The following is a 16,617-nucleotide window of genomic DNA, read 5'->3' on the forward strand; positions in this document are numbered from 1 at the left end:
CCCGGCGGGCACGTCCGGGTCCCGATCTACCACGACGTCGCCGTGGCGACGGGCGGCAGGCAGGTCCACATTCACCGATTAGGTGATGACATTTCCTAATTCCTTGTCAACCGATGCGGTATCCGTGGGTCTATAGGGGCGTGAACCGACAAACGACCTCGGTCGCGCCGGTGCGGGAGGCGCCGCCGTCGTTCGCCGAACTGTTCGCCGTCCACTACCAGCCCCTGGTACGGCTGGCCGGACTGCTGGGCGCCGACGACCCCGAGGACATCGCCCAGGAGGCGTTCGCCCGCCTGCACACCGGGCAACTGCGCGACGACGGCGCGGCCGTGGCCTACCTGCGCGCGATCGTCTGCAACCTCACCCGCAACCGCCTGCGTCACCTGCGCCTGACACGGCTGCGCCGCCCCGAGCCGCCGGAGCCGGCGCGCAGCAGCGAGCAGTCGGTCATCCTCGCCGAGGAGCACCGGGAACTGCTGGAGGCGCTCGACCGGCTCCCCCGCCGCCAGCGGGAGGCGCTGGTGCTGCGCTACTGGCTGGACCTTTCCGAACGTGAGATCGCCGCGGCCATGGGCCTCTCGCCCGGTTCGGTGAAGACGCATGCGAGCAGGGGCCTGGCCGCGCTCGGCCGGGCGCTCGAGGAGGACGCGTGACCCCCCTGGAGGAGCGGCTGAAGGCCGCGCTGGACGCTCGCGCCCAGACCTACGAGGCCGGCCAGAACGCCTGGCTGAGCGTGCGCGCCCGCACCCCGCTGCCACCGCGAAGGGGCCGCTGGCTGCTCGCGGCGATCCCGGTCGCGGTGATCGCGCTGTTCGTTCCTGTCCTGCTCAACGGGGGCCTGGGCAGGAACTCGGCGGCCGATCCCGGCACGCTTCAGCGGCAGCTGATGGCAGGGCTGACACCGGTGGGGGAACCGGTGGAGCTCGGCGGCCTGAAGTTGTGGTTCGCCAGGGGCAAGCTCGGCAATCCGCAGTTCTGCGCGCTGTCCGGGAGCGGGCGGGAGCCGGTCGGCTCCTGCGGCGCCGTCCACGCCATGGGAGCGGGCACCTATGAGGGCTCGGCCTCCGGGAAGGACGCCGCCACGGTCCTCGACTACGGCCTGGCCCAGCCGGAGAGTGCCGGAGTCAGGGCGGTGACGGGAGATGGGCGGCAGATCGCGGGGACGGTGCACCGGGTGCCGGGGGCGCCGATGGCGATCTGGAGCGTGAGCTTCGCCGCCGCCGAGCAGGTCACCAAGGTGGAGTTCCTGGACGCGGCGCAGCGGGTGCTCGGGGAGATGCCCCGGTCGATGCTGGCGGGCCGCTCGCGCAAGGCCAAGCCGGCCGGCCTGCCGTACGCGATGGCGGGTGGGCTGTCGCTACGGCCCTACCAGGTTCCGAACGACACCCAGCCCGGCGCGACCGACCTGGAGGTGATCTGGACGCGCGCCGGCAAGGAAGTGGGCGCGATACCGCTCAAGAACGCCTACCTGTGGAAGGGCGGCGGCGCGGACCGGCCGTGGCCGGTCCGCCTGCAGGCCGAGGACGGCGTGGTGTTCGGCGCGGCCCGCCCCGACGTCGCGCGCATCGTGTGGACGCGGGAGGGCCGCGAGCTGACGCTGACCCCGCGGCCCGACCCGTGGGGCCTGAACCTGGGCCTGTTCGCGCTGACGGCCGACGCCCGGGACGAGGATCGCGGGCACACGGTGGTCGCCTACGACGCGCGGGGTGAGGAGATCTGGCGCAATGACCCGCCGCCGGAGAAGGAGGAGGCCGGCTTCTTCGGCGAGCGGATCAGCGACAAGATCGTCGTGCCGGACACGGAGGACTTCTCCTTCGGCCCGGTCGAGCTGTGGTTCTCGAAGAACACCGAAGGGACGATGCTGTGCGCCTCCGGCGGCGTCCGGCCGGACGGAGGCAAGTCCGGCGGCTGCTCCACGACCCAGCTCGACCGCCACTTCTCCTCCAGGGCCACCCTCGGCACCTACCTGCCGGAGCCGGGCGCCGAGCTGGCCTACGGCGTCCTGTCCCCCGCGACCGAGGCGGTCACGGCGGTCACCGTCGACGGCACCCGCATTCCCGCCCAGATCCTGAAGGCCAAGGGCGGACCGGCGGCGGTGTGGGCGGTCCGCTACCCGGCGAACGTCAAGATCGCCGCGTTCTCCCACCGGGAGAAGGGCCGCGAGCTCGACCGCGTCGACGTGTGGGACCACGGCTGCTCGCAGACCCCCGCGCGGGAGGGCACCGGCCAGGCCCTGCCCGGCGGCGTGTCGGCCCACCTGCAGGCTCCGATGTGCCTGCACTTCTGGAAGGACGGCAAGATGCTGCCCGGCTCCTTCGAGCGCCTGCCCGGGACGAATCTGCGCGCGATCGTCGGCCGCGAGCAGCCCGTGCAGTGGGGCCAGCACAAGGACACCTGGTACGGCTTCGCCCTTCCCGGCACCGCCCGGGTCGAGGGCGTGTCCAAGAGCGGCAAGGTCGCCGCCGAGACCGTCCCCGACCCGTGGGGACACGGCGTGGCGATGTTCGCCGCACCGGTCCCCGACGGGGTGGCCAGGAAGGGCCTGCACTGGCCGGACCTCTCCTTCACCGGCTACGACGCCGCCGGGAAGGTGTTGTGGAGATGGGACAGGGCGGGACTCAGCTAGAGGGCGCCAGGTCGCGGCGGCGCAGCACCACCAGCCCCGCCGCGGCCAGCGCCGCCGCCACCGCGGTCAGCCCGAGCAGCGCCGCGGCCGGCGCGCCCCGGCCCAGCAGCAGCGCGGGCACGTGCACGAACGGCGACAGCTCCAGCACGAACCCGTCGGCCAGCTTGAACTCCGCCACCAGGTCGACGGCCAGGATCAGGCCCAGCACGCTCCAGCTGACCGCGGCGGCCAGCCGCGGCAGCACCCCGAACAGCAGGACCGCCACCCCGACCACGGTCCAGACCGCGGGCAGGTAGGCGAGCGTGGCGCCCGCGACGCGCAGCGGGCCGCCGTCGTAGGCGAGCCCGGCCACGCCGCCGAGCACCGCCAGCAGCAGCGCCGGTCCGACGACCGCGTAGAAGAGGTGGCCGAGCGCCCAGTGCAGGCGGCCGACCGGCGTCGAGAGCAGCAGGTCGGCCCGCCCGGCCGCCTCCTCCGCGCGGGCGCGCAGCGCCGAGACCAGCGCGGCCCCGGCGACGAGCTGGCTCATGACATAGAGGATGAACGTGAAGAACACGTCGGCGACGCCGGCGCCTGGCCCGCCGATGGTCTCGGCGAGCTGCCGGAGCGTCTGCGTGTCCAGCTGGGTGTCCAGGCCGCGCGCCGAGAAGCCGATCAGGCCGCCGATCGCCGCGAAGCCGACCGTGAACCCGATCAGGGTGCCCCGGTGCAGGCGTCCGGCCAGCGCGAACGCGCCGCCCAGCGCGCCCTCGGCCGGTCCCGCGCGGGTGGGCAGCAGGCCGCCGGCCAGGTCGCGCCGGGCCGACAGCGCGAACGCCGCCGCCCCCGCCACCGCGACGAACACCACCGCCACGGCCAGCGCCCACCAGTGGTCTCCGCCGTAGGGCCGGGTCAGGCGGACCCAGCCGAACGGCGACAGCCAGGCGAGCCAGCCGATGCCGCCGGAGTCGGCCAGCGAGCGGATGCCGAAGAAGACGCCGCTGGTGGCGATCGCGATGCCGCGGGCCGTACCGGATCCGGCGGTGAGCTGCGCGGCGACGGCGGCCACGGCCGCGAGGCACCAGCCCGCGGCGGCGCTGGAGAGACCGAAGAGCAGCGACGAGCCGGCGGGCAGGCCGTTGGCGACCAGGCCGGGCACGCTGAGCAGGCCCAGCAGCAGGTTGGCCGCCAGCACCACGACGAGGGCGGCGGCCAGGGGCGCGTGGCGGCCGACGACGCCGGAGGACAGCAGCTCGCGCCGGCCCGTCTCCTCCTCGACGCGGGTGTGGCGGATGACGAGCAGGATGCTGATCAGGCCGCCGATCAGCGCGCCGGAGGAGCCGAGCGTCCAGGCGGTCAGGCCGCCGACGCTCGCGTCGTAGATGACGCCGCGGGTGGCCAGCTGGGCGGGGCTGTTCATCGAGGCGTGGGTGAAGGCGTCGCGGGCGGCCTGGTCGGCGTAGAGGCGGGCGGTGCTGGCGGCGATGGTGGCCGGGAGCACCGCGCTGATGAGGATCCAGACGGGCAGCAGGACGCGGTCGCGGCGCAGGATGAGCCGGATCAGCGCGCCGAGGCCGGTCATCGCGCCGATCCCTCGTAGTGGCGCAGGAACAGCTCTTCCAGCGTCGGCGGCTGGCTGGTCAGCGAGCGTACGCCCGCCCTGGCCAGCTCGGTCAGGACCGGGGTGAGCGCCGCGCCGTCGACCTGGCAGCGCAGCCGGTCGCCGTCCACGGTGAGCTCGTGCACGCCGGGCAGCCGCGCGAGGCCGTCGGCCGGGCCGATGAGCTCGGCCGTGACCGACGTGCGGGTGAGGTGGCGCAGGTCGGCGAGGCTGCCCGACTCGACGGTACGGCCGGCGCGGATGATGGACACGCGGTCGCACAGCGTCTCCACCTCCGACAGGATGTGGCTGGACAGCAGAACGGTGCGGCCGCGGTCCTTCTCCTCCTGGACGCAGTCGTTGAAGACCGCCTCCATCAGCGGGTCCAGGCCGGAGGTGGGCTCGTCCAGGATCAGCAGCTCGACGTCGGAGGCGAAGGCGGCCACGAGCGCGACCTTCTGCCGGTTGCCCTTGGAGTAGGTGCGGCAGCGTTTGCGCGGGTCGAGCTCGAACCGGTCGAGCAGTTCGGCCCTGCGGCGCGGGTCGAGGCCGCCGCGTACCCGGCCGAGCAGGTCGATGACCTCGCCGCCGCTCAGCGAGGGCCACAGGGTGACGTCGCCGGGCACGTAGGCGAGGCGGCGGTGCAGCTCGGTCGCGTCCCGCCAGGGGTCGCCGCCGAGCAGCTCGACCTCGCCGCCGTCGGAGCGCATCTGGCCGAGCAGGACGCGGATGGTGGTGGTCTTCCCCGCGCCGTTGGGGCCGAGGAAGCCGTGCACCTCTCCCGTCTTGACGCTGAGGTTGAGGCCGTCCAGGGCTCTGGCCTGGCCGAACGTCTTGACCAGGCCCTTGGTGCGTACAGCGGTGCTCATTGGCGTTCCTCGAACTTCTCCAAGCCCGTCCGCGCCTGCTCGAACAGCTCGCGGCCCAGGAATTCCGGTCTGATCAGGTCGAGCTGGGCCTTGCCCACGCGCAGGGCCCCGCCGGGGGAGAACATGGGCGTGCCGAGCGCGCGGGTGACGTGCTCGTGCAGCACGGTGATGCCGAGCTTCATGGCGGTCAGCACGGTCGCGCGGGCGCGGTGGTCGACGTCGTGCTCGTCGAGCTTGGACAGGTGTTCCTCGGTGACGCTGACGAGCTGGTCGAACATGGCCGCCGCGCCGGGCGAGCCGTCCACGAGGGCCCGGCCGAGGTAATGCATGAGGGGCGGAGCGGTGCGGTGGACGCTCTCGATGAAGTCAGGATCTTCCAGGTTGTGGTCGGTGACTCCGGCCTTCGCCTGGGCGCGCATGTAGGACAGGACGTACTCGTCGCAGGCTTCGCGCAGCTGGTCCTTGGAGCCGAAGTGGTGCTGGACCAGGCCGGGCGAGACCCCGGCCGCTTCGGCGATGCCGCGGATCGTGGTGGCTCTGACGCCCTTGTCGGCGAACAGCGCCATGGCGACGTCCCGGATACGGGCGCGTGCCGTCAGATCCTCATCAGAAACTGGTCGCATGTCCAGCATGCTATACGCATGTATTGGCGACCATACAAGTGTTCAGTCATATTTTTCGCGTCAAAGCGCGCGATAGCGCGATCTCCTGGCCTCCTTACGCTCCTGCGGGCTCAACCGGAGCACCGTGGCGATCTCGTACTCCAGCGCCCTGCCCACCCGCTCGGCGAACGCCCTCGGCTCGTAGGCGGCGTCGGGCAGCTCCGGCACCACCCGGTCGACGATGCCGTTCCTGCGCAGGTCCGTCGCGCGTACCCCCTGGGCCTGGGCGATCTCCGGGGCGAAGTCGACGCTGCGGTAGAGGATCGCCGAGGAGCCCTCCGGCGGCAGCGGCGACAGCCAGGCGTGCTGGGCGGCCAGCACGCGGTCGGCCGGCAGCAGCGCCAGCGCGGCGCCGCCCGCCCCCTCCCCCATCAGCAGGCAGACCGTCGGCGCCTCCAGCGAGACCATGTCGGCCAGGCAGCGCGCGATCTCCGCGGCCAGACCGCCCTCCTCGGCCGCCTTCGACAGCGCCGCGCCCGCCGTGTCGATCACCGTGACCAGCGGCAGCCCCAGCTCGGCGGCCAGCCGCATGCCGCGCCTGGCCACCCGCAGCCCCGCCGGGCCCAGCGGCGCGCCGACCCGCTGGCGGCGCCGGTCCTGGCCGAGCACGACCGCCGGCGCCGCCCCGAACCTGGCCAGCGCCAGGAGCAGGCCGGGCTCGTTCTCGCCCTCGCCGCTGCCGTTGAGCGGGGTGACGTCGGTGGCGGCCAGCTTGAGCAGCGTGCGCACGCCCGGCCGGTCGTCGCGCCGGGAACGGGTGATGGCCTCCCACGCCTCCACCGGCCGCAGGTCCTCCTCGGGCGGCCGGCCCGGGTCGAGCTCCTCCACCCGCGCGCACAGCACGCTCAGCGCGCGCGCCGCGATCGTCCGCGCAGCCTCGGCCGAGACCACCGCGTCGACCAGGCCGTGGCGGTAGAGGTTCTCGGCCACCTGCACGCCCTCGGGGAACGGGTAGCCGTGCAGCGACTCGAACACCCTCGGCCCGAGAAAGCCGATCAGCGCCCCCGGCTCGGCGGCGGTCACGTGACCGAGCGAGCCCCACGACGCGAACACCCCGCCCGTCGTGGGATGCCGCAGATACACCAGGTACGGCAGGCCCGCCGCCCGATGCGCCTGCACCGCGGCGGTGACCTTCACCATCTGCACGAACGCCAGCGCGCCCTCCTGCATCCTGGTGCCGCCGGAGGCGGGCGCGGCCAGCAGGGGCAGTCTCTCGGCGGTCGCCCGCTCCACCGCCACGGCGATCCGCTCGGCCGCGGCCACCCCGATCGAACCGGCCAGGAAGGAGAACTCGCTGGCCACCACCGCCACGCGCCGGCCGTCGAGCAGCCCTTCGCCGGTTACGACCGACTCGTCGTAGCCGGACTTGACGCGGGCGGCGGCCAGTTCGTCGGCGTAGGAGGAGTCGGGGCGCACCGGGTCGACCGGCGGCGCGTCCCAGGAACGCCAGGAGCCCTCGTCCAGGACCGCGCGGATCAGGGCGTGCGCGTCGGGACGGCTGTCGATCATCGCTCCCGCTCTTCCAGCCAGGCCAGGACCGCGTCGCCGTCCTGGCCCAGCTCGGGCGGGGCGGTGTGCTCGGCCGGCGGCAGGCCGTCGAAACGCAGCGGCGGGCCGGGCAGCTCGATGCGGCCCAGGACCGGGTGCTCCACGGTGACGAGCAGGCCCTGGGAGCGGGTCTGGTCCCAGGCGTAGACCTCGTCGAGGGAGCGGATGGCGCCGGCCGGGACGCCCAGCTCGCCGAGCGCGGCCAGCCAGTGGGCGCGGTCGTGGGCGGCCAGGGCTTTCTCCATGTCCTGGATGAGGTCCTCGCGGTGGCGGAAGCGGTCGCGGTTGGTGCGATATTTCGCGATATCTGGGTCTATGCCGAGGAGGGTGGCGACTTTTCGCCATTGGTTCTCATTCGCGACGGCGATCTGAAGCATGCCGCCGGCGCAGTGGAAGGCTCCGTACGGGGCGATGGAGACGTGGTGGTTGCCGTTGGCCCGCGGAACCTGGCCGCCGACCGTCCAGGCGGTGCCGTGGTAGGAGTGCACGCCGGTCACCGCGGCCAGCAGGGAGGTCCGTACGATCCGGCCCTCGCCGGTGCGCTCGCGCTCGTACAGGGCGGCGGCCACGCCGTACGCGCCGTGGATGCCCGCGAGCAGGTCGGCGATCGAGGCCCCCACGCGGTAGGGCTCCTCGGCGCTGGGACCCGTCAGCGACATCAGCCCCGCCTCGCCCTGCGCGATCTGGTCGTAGCCCGGCCGCCCGCCCTCCGGGCCGTCGTGCCCGAACCCCGTGATGGACAGGACCACCAGCCTCGGGTTGAGCTCGCGCAGCCGTTCCACGGCGAGCCCGAGCCGGTCGAGCACCCCGGTGCGGAAGTTCTCGATGAGCACGTCGCTCTGCCGGACCAGGCGTTCGATCAGCGCCTTGCCGCCGGCGCTCTTGAGGTCGACGGCGACCGACAGCTTGTTGCGGTTGGCCGCCAGGAAGTACGTGGAGATGTCATGCTCCGGCCCGACGAACGGCGGTCCCCAGCCCCGCGACTCGTCACCCCCGTCAGGGTGCTCCACCTTGATCACCTTGGCGCCCAGGTCACCGAGCATCTGGGCGGCGTGCGGACCCGCGAGGGCCCTGGACAGATCGAGCACGACGATGTCGCCTAGGGGTCCGAGCAAGATCAACCTCCATCCCGGGGAAAGTCAATATTCTCAGCTTGCCAGGTCCTTTCTGTCGCCCCCTACCCTCGACAGCGTGCAAACCCTCGCCCAGCGCATCAGCGACCTCCCGCCGTCGTGCGGCCCGGTCCGCCTCGTGGCCGTCGACGGGCCCGCCGGAGCGGGCAAGACCACGTTCGCGGGACGGCTGGGCAAGGCGCTCGACTGCCAGGTGATCCACAGCGACGACTTCCCCGTGCCGTGGTCGGAGGGCCCGGGCGCCTGGTTCGCGGCGTTGCGCGAGCAGGTCCTCGACCCGCTGTCGGCGGGCCGCCCCGGTCGTTTCCGCCGCTACGACTGGCACCGCGCACGCTACACGACGTGGCTCGACGTCCCGCCCGCTCCGGTCCTGGTGATCGAGGGCGTGGGTACGGCCCGCCGCGACGCCGACCACCTCCTGGCCTTCCGGGTCTGGCTGGAGGCCGAGCGCGCGACCCGCTGGGACCGCGTGCGGGCCAGGGACGGCGCCGGCCTGGAGGCGGAGTGGCAGGCGTGGTTCGCCGCGGAGGACCGCTGGTTCGCCGGCGACGCCACCCGATCCCGAGCCGACCTCGTCATTTCCACCTGACTGTAAAGGATGGCCATAACCCCGGCCACCCACCATATTGCTATACCAAATCCTATACAACATCCCGGCGGATGACCTTTACCCTCGACGCAGTCCCTTCCCCCCACCGAAAGGCCGTTCGCGATGGCGCCGCTACCGCAGCCACGGACCCTCCACCTGACGATCTGCGCCACGCTCCTCACCGCGGTCGCGGCCATCGGCGTCAGCGCCGTGGCCCAGGCCACCGCCACCACGCAGGAGGCGCACCCGGTCGCGGTCACGATCCGCGACGTGGCGGGCAAACCGGTCGGCACCCTCGCCCTGCGGCCGGAGGGGTACACCAAGTCGCGCCTGTCGGTCACGGTCAAGGGCCTGCCTCCGGGCTACCACGGCTTCCACATCCACGCCACCGGCATCTGCGACCCCGCCGCCGTCGACCCGGCGACCGGCAAGGTGTCGCCGTTCTACACCGCCGGCGGCCACTTCGACCTCGGCGGCTCCACCCACTCCCACCACTCGGGCGACCTGCCGCCGCTGCTGGTCGCCGCGGACGGCTCCGGCACGGCCTCGGTGGTCACCGACCGCTTCCGGGTCCGCCAGCTCACCGACGCCGACGGCAGCGCCGTCATCGTGCATGCCCTGCCCGACAACCTGGCCAACATCCCCGAGCGCTACAGCGCCACCGGCCCGGACGAGGCCACCCAGCGCACGGGCGACGCGGGCGGCCGGATCGCCTGCGGCCCGATCAAGTAGCCGCCCGCCCACCGCTCCCCGGACGCCGCACTGGCCCGTGCGGCGTCCGGGGACTAGGGTTGCCGCCTCGACCGGGAGCGCACGCCATCGAGAGCCCGGCGCGACCCACCGGAGAGGCGGACGATCCCGATGAACGACGACCTGGCGGCGATGGCCCGGTCCATCATCGACGCCAACGTGTACGTGACGCTCGCGACCGCCGGCCGGGACGGCACCCCGTGGGCCAACCCGGTGTTCTTCGCCCACGACGGCTACCGCGACTTCTACTGGGTCTCCTCCCCCGAAACCGTCCACTCCCGGAACCTGGCGGTCCGCCCTCGGCTCGGCATGGTCGTCTTCGACTCCCGGGTCGCCCCGGGCAGCGGCCAGGCGGTCTACATGTCAGCCACGGCCGGGCAGGTCACCGACCTGGAGCCCGCCCTGGCCGTCTACCCGGGCGACCCGTCGCGCGGCGGCCGTCCCATGACCCCCGGGTACCTGAGCGCGCCCCACCCCTACCGCCTGTACGTGGCGCGCGCCGAGGACCACCACGTCCTGTGCCCCGCGAGACGGGCGTGCCCTGCTCACCCCACGGCCTGTCCTATGACCACCGCATCGCCGTGACCCCCTGAACCACGACTTTGGTCGGTGCCGCTCCGACCAGCGACGGAGGCGCGGACTCGGCTTCAGGCGGGAGGCGCGGCGATCTCCGGGCTGCCAGTGTCGAAGGGTCATCCCCCCTCGGAAGGGCCCATCGTGCGCGTGACCACCGCCCCACTGCAGCCGGAACTGGACAGGATCGTGGCGGCCGGAGCGGGCGCGGTGATCGCGGAGCTCAGATGGGACGACCGCACCACCAGGCTGGCCTCGGGCGTGATCGAGCTCGGCCGCCCGCGCCGCGCCCCCGTCAACGGCCGCTTCCGCATCGGCGGCGTCACCGAGGCGTTCACCGCCACGGTCGTGCTGCAACTCGTGGCCGAGGGCCGGCTCGGGCTGGACGACCCACTCGGCGCCCACCTGCGGAACCCGGCGCCGGACATCACCATCCGGCACCTGCTCGGCCACACCAGCGGCCTGCCCGAGCACACCGGCCCCACACGCCCCCGGCGGGCGCGCGACCTCGTCAACCTGGCCGTCCTGTCCGACCCCGGCACCCGGTACGCCCCCTCCGGCACCGGCTACCTCCTGCTCGGCATGGTGATCGAGGAGGTGACCGGCCGGCCGTACACCAGGGAGATCACCGACCGGATCATCAAGCCGCTGAAACTGACGGCCACCCGCACCCCCACCTCCTCGACCGCGATCAACGGCCCGCACGCCCGCGGCTACCTCATGACCGGCGGCAGGCCCCGCGACGTGACCCGCCTCAACCCCACAGCGGCCGGCGCCGCGGGCGGCATGATGTCCTCCACCGCCGACCTCAACACCTTCTTCCACGCCCTGCTCACCGGCGGCCTGCTGCCACCCGCCGAGCTCACGCTGATGAAGACGCCGGGCATCGGCGGCGACCACGGCCTCGGCCTGGAGATCGCCGGCACCCCCTGCGGCACCGCCTACGGCCACCGCGGCGCCATCCTCGGCTACACCACCCTGTCCTTCCACAGCGCCGACGGCGCACGCCAGCTCAGCCTCAGCATGACCCCGTACGACGACGCCGCCCACGCGGCACTCCGGGCGGCGTTCACGACGGGGTTCTGGAGCTAGTCAGCTCGCACCGCCCGTCCACGCAGTTGCGCCGCAGCCGTCCCCTGGAGATCGTCTGCACCAGACCGATCGCCCAGCACGTCGGGCACCCGCGTAGCGCCACCAGGCCGAGCGGCGCCAGGAGCAGGCTGACCAGCCCGGTCACCGGAAGCAGCGCGAGCGCGGCGGCCAGCGCGCCGAAGCCGAGCACGCCGCGCACCAGGTGCCGGGGCAGCGACCCGCTGGCGAAGTCACGTCCGTCAGCCATGGTCGCCCCCCACCGAGCTCAGCAGCGAGGCGCGGACCGTGGTACGGGCGCGGTGCAGCCGGGACTTCATGGCCGGGGTGCTGAGGCCGAGCGCGGCGGCCACCGCCCGCCCGCTGTGGCCCTGGACGTCGCGCATGATCAGCACGCTGCGCTGGTCGGCGGGCAGCTCGGCGATCGCCTCCGCCACGATCCCGGCCTCCAGGCGCAGCAGCACCTCCTCCTCGGCCGACCGCCCGGCGCTGTCGAGGATCGGGAGGTGGTACCCCGTCAAGGTCCGCGCCCTGCGCAGGCACTCGTTGCGGACGATGCGGAACATCCACGACGCCAGCGCCGCCGAGGCCCGCAACACCCCGATCTTGCGATACAGGATGATCAGCGCCTCCTGCGCGGCGTCCTCGGCGTCCTCCGGGGTGGTGCACAACGCGTGGGCGAACCGCCGTACGTGCGACTGCGAGCGCGACACCAGCGCGGCGATGGAGTCGACGTCGCCCCGTTGCGCGGCCGCGATGAGACGCTCGTCGGGCCAGGTCGTGTCAGCCACGGCTACGGCTCCTGCGGCGCAGCACGACGACCGTACACGTGCAGACGAGCACGGCGGCGACGGCGATGATGGCGATGGTCATGATGCGAAACCTCCGGGTCAGATCCCGGCGGGATCGCCGGGACACACATAAGAGGCAGGAACCCCATAAAAGGATTCAGGCACTGACAGGAGATGTCAGTGACGCGCTCCTAGCTTCTGCCCATGAACAACTTCGACTTCTTCGAGGGCACCTGGACCTCGCACCAGCGCAAGCTGACCAAGCGGCTGGCGGGCAGCGACGACTGGGAGGAGTTCCCCGGGTACACGCGCGCCACGCGGCACCTGTCCGGCGCGGCGAGCTGTGACGAGGTCACCTTCCCCACCAAGGGGACCTCGGGGCTGACGCTGCGCCTGCACGACCCCGCCACCGACCTCTGGTCGATCTACTGGATCAGCGGCGCCGACCCCGTCCTCGGCCTGCCGCCCGTGGTGGGCCGCTTCGACGGCGACCGCGGCGAGTTCTTCTGCGACGACCAGCACGAGGGCACGCCGGTGCGCTGCCGCTTCCTCTGGATCAGGATCGACGCCGACCACTGCCGGTGGGAGCAGGCCTTCTCGGTGGACGGCGAGCGTACCTGGGAGACCAACTGGATCGCCGAATTCACCCGGGCCGAAACGCCCTGAGCGCGGCCTCGACCAGCGCGTCGGCGTACGCGGGCGTGAGCGGGCCCGAGCGTTGCAACCACCGCTGGAACAGCGGCGCGTAGAGCACTTCCAGCACCAGGTCGAGGTCGGCGTCGGCGGCGAGCTGCCCGGCCCGCTGAGCGCTGCGCAGCCGGGCCTTCTTGGCCTCGTCCACGGGCCGGGCGAGCTTGTCCCGGTACTGCGCGGCCAGCCCGGCGTCGTTGATCACCTCGGCGGTCAGCGCCCGGATCGGCTTCTCGAAGTCCGGGTCGGCGAACTCGGCGACGGTCGCGCGCATCACCCGCTTCAGGTCCGCCTCCAGATCTCCGGTGTCGGGCAGCGCCATGTCCTGTCCATCGGCGTCCTCGCTGAGCGCCAGGATCGAATCGAAGATCACGGCGCCCTTCGACGGCCACCACCGGTAGATCGTCTGCTTGCCGACGCCCGCCCGCGCGGCGATGGCCTCGATGGCGACCTTCTCGTAGCCCACCTCGGAGATCAGGGCACGGGTGGCCGCGAGGATCGCCTGGCGCGAGTGCTCGCTGCGGCGGGAGCTGTCGGGTGTCTTGGGCATGAACCCAACGGTAGCGATGCCGGGAACGGTCAAAGGCCTCCTCCTGGGGTACGCGGCGGGGGAAGCGGGGCCGGAAAAGCGAATCGAAAGCGGTCTCCCCTACCGTCGGGAACATCCATCCCGGAGGAGGATCGCCGCCTTGCCGGCAGGGCGGTGCGCCGGGCTGCCGTGCCGTCGCGTGGCACGGCCGCCCGTTCCGGCCGCCCCGTCACCCGCAGTGGCGGGGCGGCCAGGTCTCAGGCCAGGTGCGTCACGTCGTTGAACGACAGCACTTCCATCCGCCCGTCCACCACGTGCCAGGTGGAGACCGACGCGTTGCGGATCGGGGCGTAGCGGTGCACGGCGGGCAGTTCGGCGTCGGGCTTTCCGGCCAGGACGTGGCGCAGCAGCAGGACGACCGCGTCGTGGGCCACGATCAGGACCCGCCGGCCGCGGGCGGTCGCGCGCAGGTCGCCGACGAAGGCGCGCAGCCGTACCACGACGTCGCCGAAGGACTCGCCGCCCGGCGGACGGAAGGCGTACTCGCCCTCGGACAGGAAGCGGGCGGCCTCCTCGGGGAAGCGCTCGGCGACGGCCGCGCGGTTGAACGGGGCCAGGGCGCCCATCTCCCGGTCGCGCAGGCGTTTGTCCACGGTGAGGGGCAGCGTCGTCCCGACGCCCCACGCCCGTTGCGCGTGTACCCAGGTGTCGCGCGCCCGCAGGTACGGCGAGCACCACACCACCTCCGGCGCCTCCGCCTCCGGCAACGCCGCCAGCACGTGCCCCACCGCAGCCGCCTGCCGCCTGCCGAGATCGGTCAGGGTGACCTCCTGGTCGCCGCGCTCGTAGACGAGGGGACGCTCGCGCGCCCGTTCGTAGGCGAGGTTGGCTTCGCTCTGGCCGTGCCGCACCGCGATGATCCGCACCGGTCCGCTCATGCCCGCCATGTTGCCAGAAGACCTTTCTTCTAATTACGGTCAAGACCGTTAACAGATGCCATGGAGGCCTCCCATGCGAACACTCATCGCGGCCCTCTTACTCCTCCTCACCCTCGCCACTCCGGTCCGGGCCGAATCCGCGCCACCCACCGGCTGCGGGTTCCAGACCCTCGGCACGCTGCCCCTCACCGGCGCCACCACCGCCGGCGCGGCCATGGACCGCGGCCGCGTCTACACCGTCACCTCAAGCGCCTCGGGCCCCGCCGTACTGGCGGTCAGGAACGCCGCCGACGCGCGCCTCGTCTCCGAACACCCGCTCCCCCTCGCCCTCGGCTCCTGGGCGGTGACCGTCGCCCCCGACCACTCCGTCTACGTCGGCAGCTACAACGCCACCGCCGGCGCCATGGGCCGCCTCTTCCGCTTCGACCCCGCCACCGGCAAGGTGACCGAACTCGGCATCGCGGCACCCGGCGAGACCTTCGTCTGGACCGTCGCGGCCGCCCCAGGCGCAAGCGCCGTCTACGCCGGCACCTCACCCAACGGCAAGCTCATCCGGTACGACACCCGCACCGGCCGCCTCAGCGACCTGGGCAGTCCCGTGCCCGGCGAGCAGTTCATCAGAGACCTGGCCATCGCCCGCGACGGCACCGTCTACGCCGGAATGGGCGCCCAGTCGATGAAGGTCGCGGTCCTGCGCCCCGACGGCACCCCGATCCGGGTCATAGACCCACCCATCCAGGGCAGCGGCTACGCCTACGACCTCGACGTGATCGGGCACCGGCTGCTGGTCAGGTTCGCCACCTCGACGGGCGTCAACCCGATGGGCGTCTACGACCTGCGCGAGCGCCGCTGGGAACACGTCGTGGACGACGTCGACAGCCTGACCGTCGGCGGCGGACGCCGCGGCCACCAGGTGTACCTCGTCCAGAACGACCAGCTCGGCGCCCTCGACCTCAGATCCGGAAAAGTCCGGCCCACCGGCTTCACCGACCTCGGCGGCGGCGCCGCCCGGCCCCTCGGCTGGCGCGGCGACGTCCTGGTCGGCACCAGCTCCACCGGCCGCATGTGGCACTACGACCGGCGTACCGGCAAGGGCCGCATGTTCGAATCCACGGTCACCGGGCAGCACGTCAGCATCCGCTCCATGGGCAACGGCCCCGACGGCCGCGTCTACGCCGGCGGCTTCTTCACCGGCGGCCTGGCCGCCTACGACCCCAAGACCGGCGAGTCGCAGTTCTGGCCGAACGTCGGCCAGAGCGAAGGCATCGTCACCCACAGGGGCAAGCTCTACCTCGGCGTCTACCCCGGCGCCCGCATCTACTCCTTCGACGGCGCCACCCCCACCCAACTGCTCTCCCTCTCCGACCAGGAGCAGGACCGGCCGTTCGCGATGATCTCGGCGGGCGAGTGGCTGGCGTTCGGCACCGTGCCCAAGTCCGGTACCGTCGGCGGAGCCCTCGGCCTGCTCAACCCCGACACCGGCCAGAAGGTCATCAGGCGGAACCTCGTCCCCGGCCACTCCGTCATCGGCCTCGCCTACCGCGACGGCGTCGTCTACGGCGCCACCTCGGCCTTCGGCGGCATCAGCACCCCGCAGGACACCGCGGCCAAGGTGTTCGCCTACGACATCGCCGCCGACGCGCTGAAGTGGGTGACGGCGCCGGTGGAGGGTGACCTGGCGCTCGGGTCGATCACCTTCGACGACGCCGGGCGGTTGTGGGGGCTCACGCCGGACGCGGTGTTCGAGATGGACCCGGTGACCGGGCAGACACTGCGTACCGCCAAGCACCAGACCTATCCGTGGGCCACCGCCACTCAGGTGTGGCTGGACACCAACCTCGAGTTCCACAACGGGATGTTGTGGGGGAAGGTGCAGGGCAAGGCCTACCGGATCGACCGGGCCACGCTGGCGGTCACGCTGATCGCCCGGCCGATCTCGAACCTGCTCAAGGGCGCCGACGGGCACCTGTATCTGTCGCGCTTCGAGAACTTCTACACCTACCGCGTCTGCTGACCCACCCACCCCGGATCCCGCACACTCCACGAGGTGGCGGGATCGGGCCCCACCCCGGGCGGGCCGGGCCCGAACCCCCACGCACCCGGCCAGAGGGCGGGTCGGGCGGCACCAGGGGGGCGGGATCGGGCCACCCTGGGCGGGCCCAATCCCGTCTAGGGGCGGCTAAACGGCGACCCCGGTCCCGGCGCCCTTTCGGGTGCGGGACCGGGGTTACCCGAGCCGGGTGCGTGGGTG

The 16,617-nt window shown here is 72.7% G+C and carries 17 protein-coding genes; 8 read left to right on the forward strand and 9 right to left on the reverse strand.

Features of this window, described 5'->3' with window-relative positions:
• Positions 1-140 precede the first annotated feature (140 nt).
• Positions 141-653 carry an RNA polymerase sigma factor gene (locus ACFWY5_RS26470; RefSeq protein WP_379613575.1) on the forward strand — a complete coding sequence of 171 codons (513 nt, stop codon included), beginning with the start codon at positions 141-143 and terminating at the stop codon, positions 651-653.
• Entirely contained in the window at positions 650-2,626 is a 1,977-nt protein-coding gene (locus ACFWY5_RS26475) for a hypothetical protein (RefSeq protein WP_379635017.1), read from the forward strand. The genes ACFWY5_RS26470 and ACFWY5_RS26475 overlap by 4 nt, the downstream gene beginning before the upstream one ends.
• Here the strand turns inward: ACFWY5_RS26475 and ACFWY5_RS26480 are convergent.
• From ACFWY5_RS26480 to ACFWY5_RS26500, 5 genes are read right to left on the reverse strand one after another with little or no spacing between them, the layout of a single operon-like run.
• On the reverse strand, positions 2,619-4,187 hold the full coding sequence (locus ACFWY5_RS26480; RefSeq protein WP_379635019.1) for an ABC transporter permease: 1,569 nt from the start codon (positions 4,185-4,187) through the stop codon (positions 2,619-2,621). The genes ACFWY5_RS26475 and ACFWY5_RS26480 overlap by 8 nt on opposite strands.
• Positions 4,184-5,074: an ATP-binding cassette domain-containing protein gene (locus ACFWY5_RS26485; RefSeq protein WP_379613581.1), complete on the reverse strand. Its 891-nt coding sequence runs from the start codon at positions 5,072-5,074 to the stop codon at positions 4,184-4,186. The genes ACFWY5_RS26480 and ACFWY5_RS26485 overlap by 4 nt, the downstream gene beginning before the upstream one ends.
• Positions 5,071-5,697 carry a TetR/AcrR family transcriptional regulator gene (locus ACFWY5_RS26490; RefSeq protein WP_379635021.1) on the reverse strand — a complete coding sequence of 209 codons (627 nt, stop codon included), beginning with the start codon at positions 5,695-5,697 and terminating at the stop codon, positions 5,071-5,073. The genes ACFWY5_RS26485 and ACFWY5_RS26490 overlap by 4 nt, the downstream gene beginning before the upstream one ends.
• Before the next feature lie 60 nt (positions 5,698-5,757).
• Positions 5,758-7,245 (reverse strand): carboxyl transferase domain-containing protein, encoded by a 1,488-nt coding sequence (locus ACFWY5_RS26495; RefSeq protein WP_379613585.1) that lies wholly within the window; start codon positions 7,243-7,245, stop codon positions 5,758-5,760.
• Positions 7,242-8,399, reverse strand: coding sequence for a CaiB/BaiF CoA transferase family protein (locus ACFWY5_RS26500; RefSeq protein ID WP_379635023.1), 1,158 nt, complete (start codon positions 8,397-8,399; stop codon positions 7,242-7,244). Before ACFWY5_RS26500 ends, ACFWY5_RS26495 begins: the two co-directional genes overlap by 4 nt.
• A gap of 76 nt (positions 8,400-8,475) precedes the next feature.
• On the opposite strand from ACFWY5_RS26500, the gene ACFWY5_RS26505 reads away from it, so the two are divergent.
• The 4 genes from ACFWY5_RS26505 (at position 8,476) to ACFWY5_RS26520 (ending at position 11,421) form a co-directional block, all read left to right on the forward strand.
• On the forward strand, positions 8,476-9,006 hold the full coding sequence (locus ACFWY5_RS26505) for a uridine kinase (protein ID WP_379635025.1): 531 nt from the start codon (positions 8,476-8,478) through the stop codon (positions 9,004-9,006).
• Between the two features lie 123 nt (positions 9,007-9,129).
• A complete protein-coding gene (locus ACFWY5_RS26510; RefSeq protein ID WP_379613590.1) occupies positions 9,130-9,738 on the forward strand; it encodes a superoxide dismutase family protein in 609 nt (202 codons plus the stop codon).
• Between the two features lie 129 nt (positions 9,739-9,867).
• On the forward strand, positions 9,868-10,341 hold the full coding sequence (locus tag ACFWY5_RS26515; RefSeq protein ID WP_379635027.1) for a pyridoxamine 5'-phosphate oxidase family protein: 474 nt from the start codon (positions 9,868-9,870) through the stop codon (positions 10,339-10,341).
• A gap of 138 nt (positions 10,342-10,479) precedes the next feature.
• The gene (locus tag ACFWY5_RS26520) at positions 10,480-11,421 is read left to right on the forward strand and encodes a serine hydrolase domain-containing protein (RefSeq protein ID WP_379635029.1); all 942 of its coding nucleotides are present in this window, start codon (positions 10,480-10,482) and stop codon (positions 11,419-11,421) included.
• Here ACFWY5_RS26520 and ACFWY5_RS26525 read toward each other — a convergent pair.
• Both ACFWY5_RS26525 and ACFWY5_RS26530 read right to left on the reverse strand, forming a co-directional pair.
• Complete coding sequence (locus tag ACFWY5_RS26525) at positions 11,399-11,668, reverse strand: hypothetical protein (protein ID WP_379635031.1); 270 nt, start codon at positions 11,666-11,668, stop codon at positions 11,399-11,401. The genes ACFWY5_RS26520 and ACFWY5_RS26525 overlap by 23 nt on opposite strands.
• Positions 11,661-12,209 carry an RNA polymerase sigma factor gene (locus tag ACFWY5_RS26530; protein WP_379613598.1) on the reverse strand — a complete coding sequence of 183 codons (549 nt, stop codon included), beginning with the start codon at positions 12,207-12,209 and terminating at the stop codon, positions 11,661-11,663. Before ACFWY5_RS26530 ends, ACFWY5_RS26525 begins: the two co-directional genes overlap by 8 nt.
• A 204-nt stretch (positions 12,210-12,413) precedes the next feature.
• On the opposite strand from ACFWY5_RS26530, the gene ACFWY5_RS26535 reads away from it, so the two are divergent.
• The gene (locus tag ACFWY5_RS26535) at positions 12,414-12,875 is read left to right on the forward strand and encodes a hypothetical protein (protein WP_379613600.1); all 462 of its coding nucleotides are present in this window, start codon (positions 12,414-12,416) and stop codon (positions 12,873-12,875) included.
• On the opposite strand, the gene ACFWY5_RS26540 is transcribed toward ACFWY5_RS26535, so the two are convergent.
• Positions 12,853-13,449, reverse strand: coding sequence for a TetR/AcrR family transcriptional regulator (locus tag ACFWY5_RS26540; RefSeq protein WP_379613602.1), 597 nt, complete (start codon positions 13,447-13,449; stop codon positions 12,853-12,855). The two genes, ACFWY5_RS26535 and ACFWY5_RS26540, sit on opposite strands and share 23 nt — an antisense overlap.
• A 236-nt stretch (positions 13,450-13,685) precedes the next feature.
• Positions 13,686-14,366, reverse strand: coding sequence for a histidine phosphatase family protein (locus ACFWY5_RS26545; protein ID WP_379635033.1), 681 nt, complete (start codon positions 14,364-14,366; stop codon positions 13,686-13,688).
• A gap of 73 nt (positions 14,367-14,439) precedes the next feature.
• Between ACFWY5_RS26545 and ACFWY5_RS26550 the strand changes: the two genes are divergently transcribed.
• Entirely contained in the window at positions 14,440-16,380 is a 1,941-nt protein-coding gene (locus tag ACFWY5_RS26550) for a hypothetical protein (RefSeq protein ID WP_379635035.1), read from the forward strand.
• Positions 16,381-16,617: the final 237 nt, after the last annotated feature.

Origin of the sequence: Nonomuraea sp. NPDC059007, from assembly GCF_042740555.1 — a bacterium.
In the GTDB taxonomy this organism is placed as follows: Bacteria; Actinomycetota; Actinomycetes; order Streptosporangiales; family Streptosporangiaceae; genus Nonomuraea.

Bases quoted from the DNA above. Each gene is read 5' to 3' on its own strand.
- ACFWY5_RS26480 (WP_379635019.1), bottom strand. From the start codon at position 4,187: ATGACCGGCCTCGGCGCGCTGATCCGGCTCATCCTGCGCCGCGACCGC.
- ACFWY5_RS26485 (WP_379613581.1), bottom strand. From the start codon at position 5,074: ATGAGCACCGCTGTACGCACCAAGGGCCTGGTCAAGACGTTCGGCCAG.
- ACFWY5_RS26490 (WP_379635021.1), bottom strand. From the start codon at position 5,697: ATGCGACCAGTTTCTGATGAGGATCTGACGGCACGCGCCCGTATCCGG.
- ACFWY5_RS26495 (WP_379613585.1), bottom strand. From the start codon at position 7,245: ATGATCGACAGCCGTCCCGACGCGCACGCCCTGATCCGCGCGGTCCTG.
- ACFWY5_RS26510 (WP_379613590.1), top strand. From the start codon at position 9,130: ATGGCGCCGCTACCGCAGCCACGGACCCTCCACCTGACGATCTGCGCC.
- ACFWY5_RS26515 (WP_379635027.1), top strand. From the start codon at position 9,868: ATGAACGACGACCTGGCGGCGATGGCCCGGTCCATCATCGACGCCAAC.
- ACFWY5_RS26525 (WP_379635031.1), bottom strand. From the start codon at position 11,668: ATGGCTGACGGACGTGACTTCGCCAGCGGGTCGCTGCCCCGGCACCTG.
- ACFWY5_RS26535 (WP_379613600.1), top strand. From the start codon at position 12,414: ATGAACAACTTCGACTTCTTCGAGGGCACCTGGACCTCGCACCAGCGC.
- ACFWY5_RS26540 (WP_379613602.1), bottom strand. From the start codon at position 13,449: ATGCCCAAGACACCCGACAGCTCCCGCCGCAGCGAGCACTCGCGCCAG.
- ACFWY5_RS26545 (WP_379635033.1), bottom strand. From the start codon at position 14,366: ATGAGCGGACCGGTGCGGATCATCGCGGTGCGGCACGGCCAGAGCGAA.
- ACFWY5_RS26550 (WP_379635035.1), top strand. From the start codon at position 14,440: ATGCGAACACTCATCGCGGCCCTCTTACTCCTCCTCACCCTCGCCACT.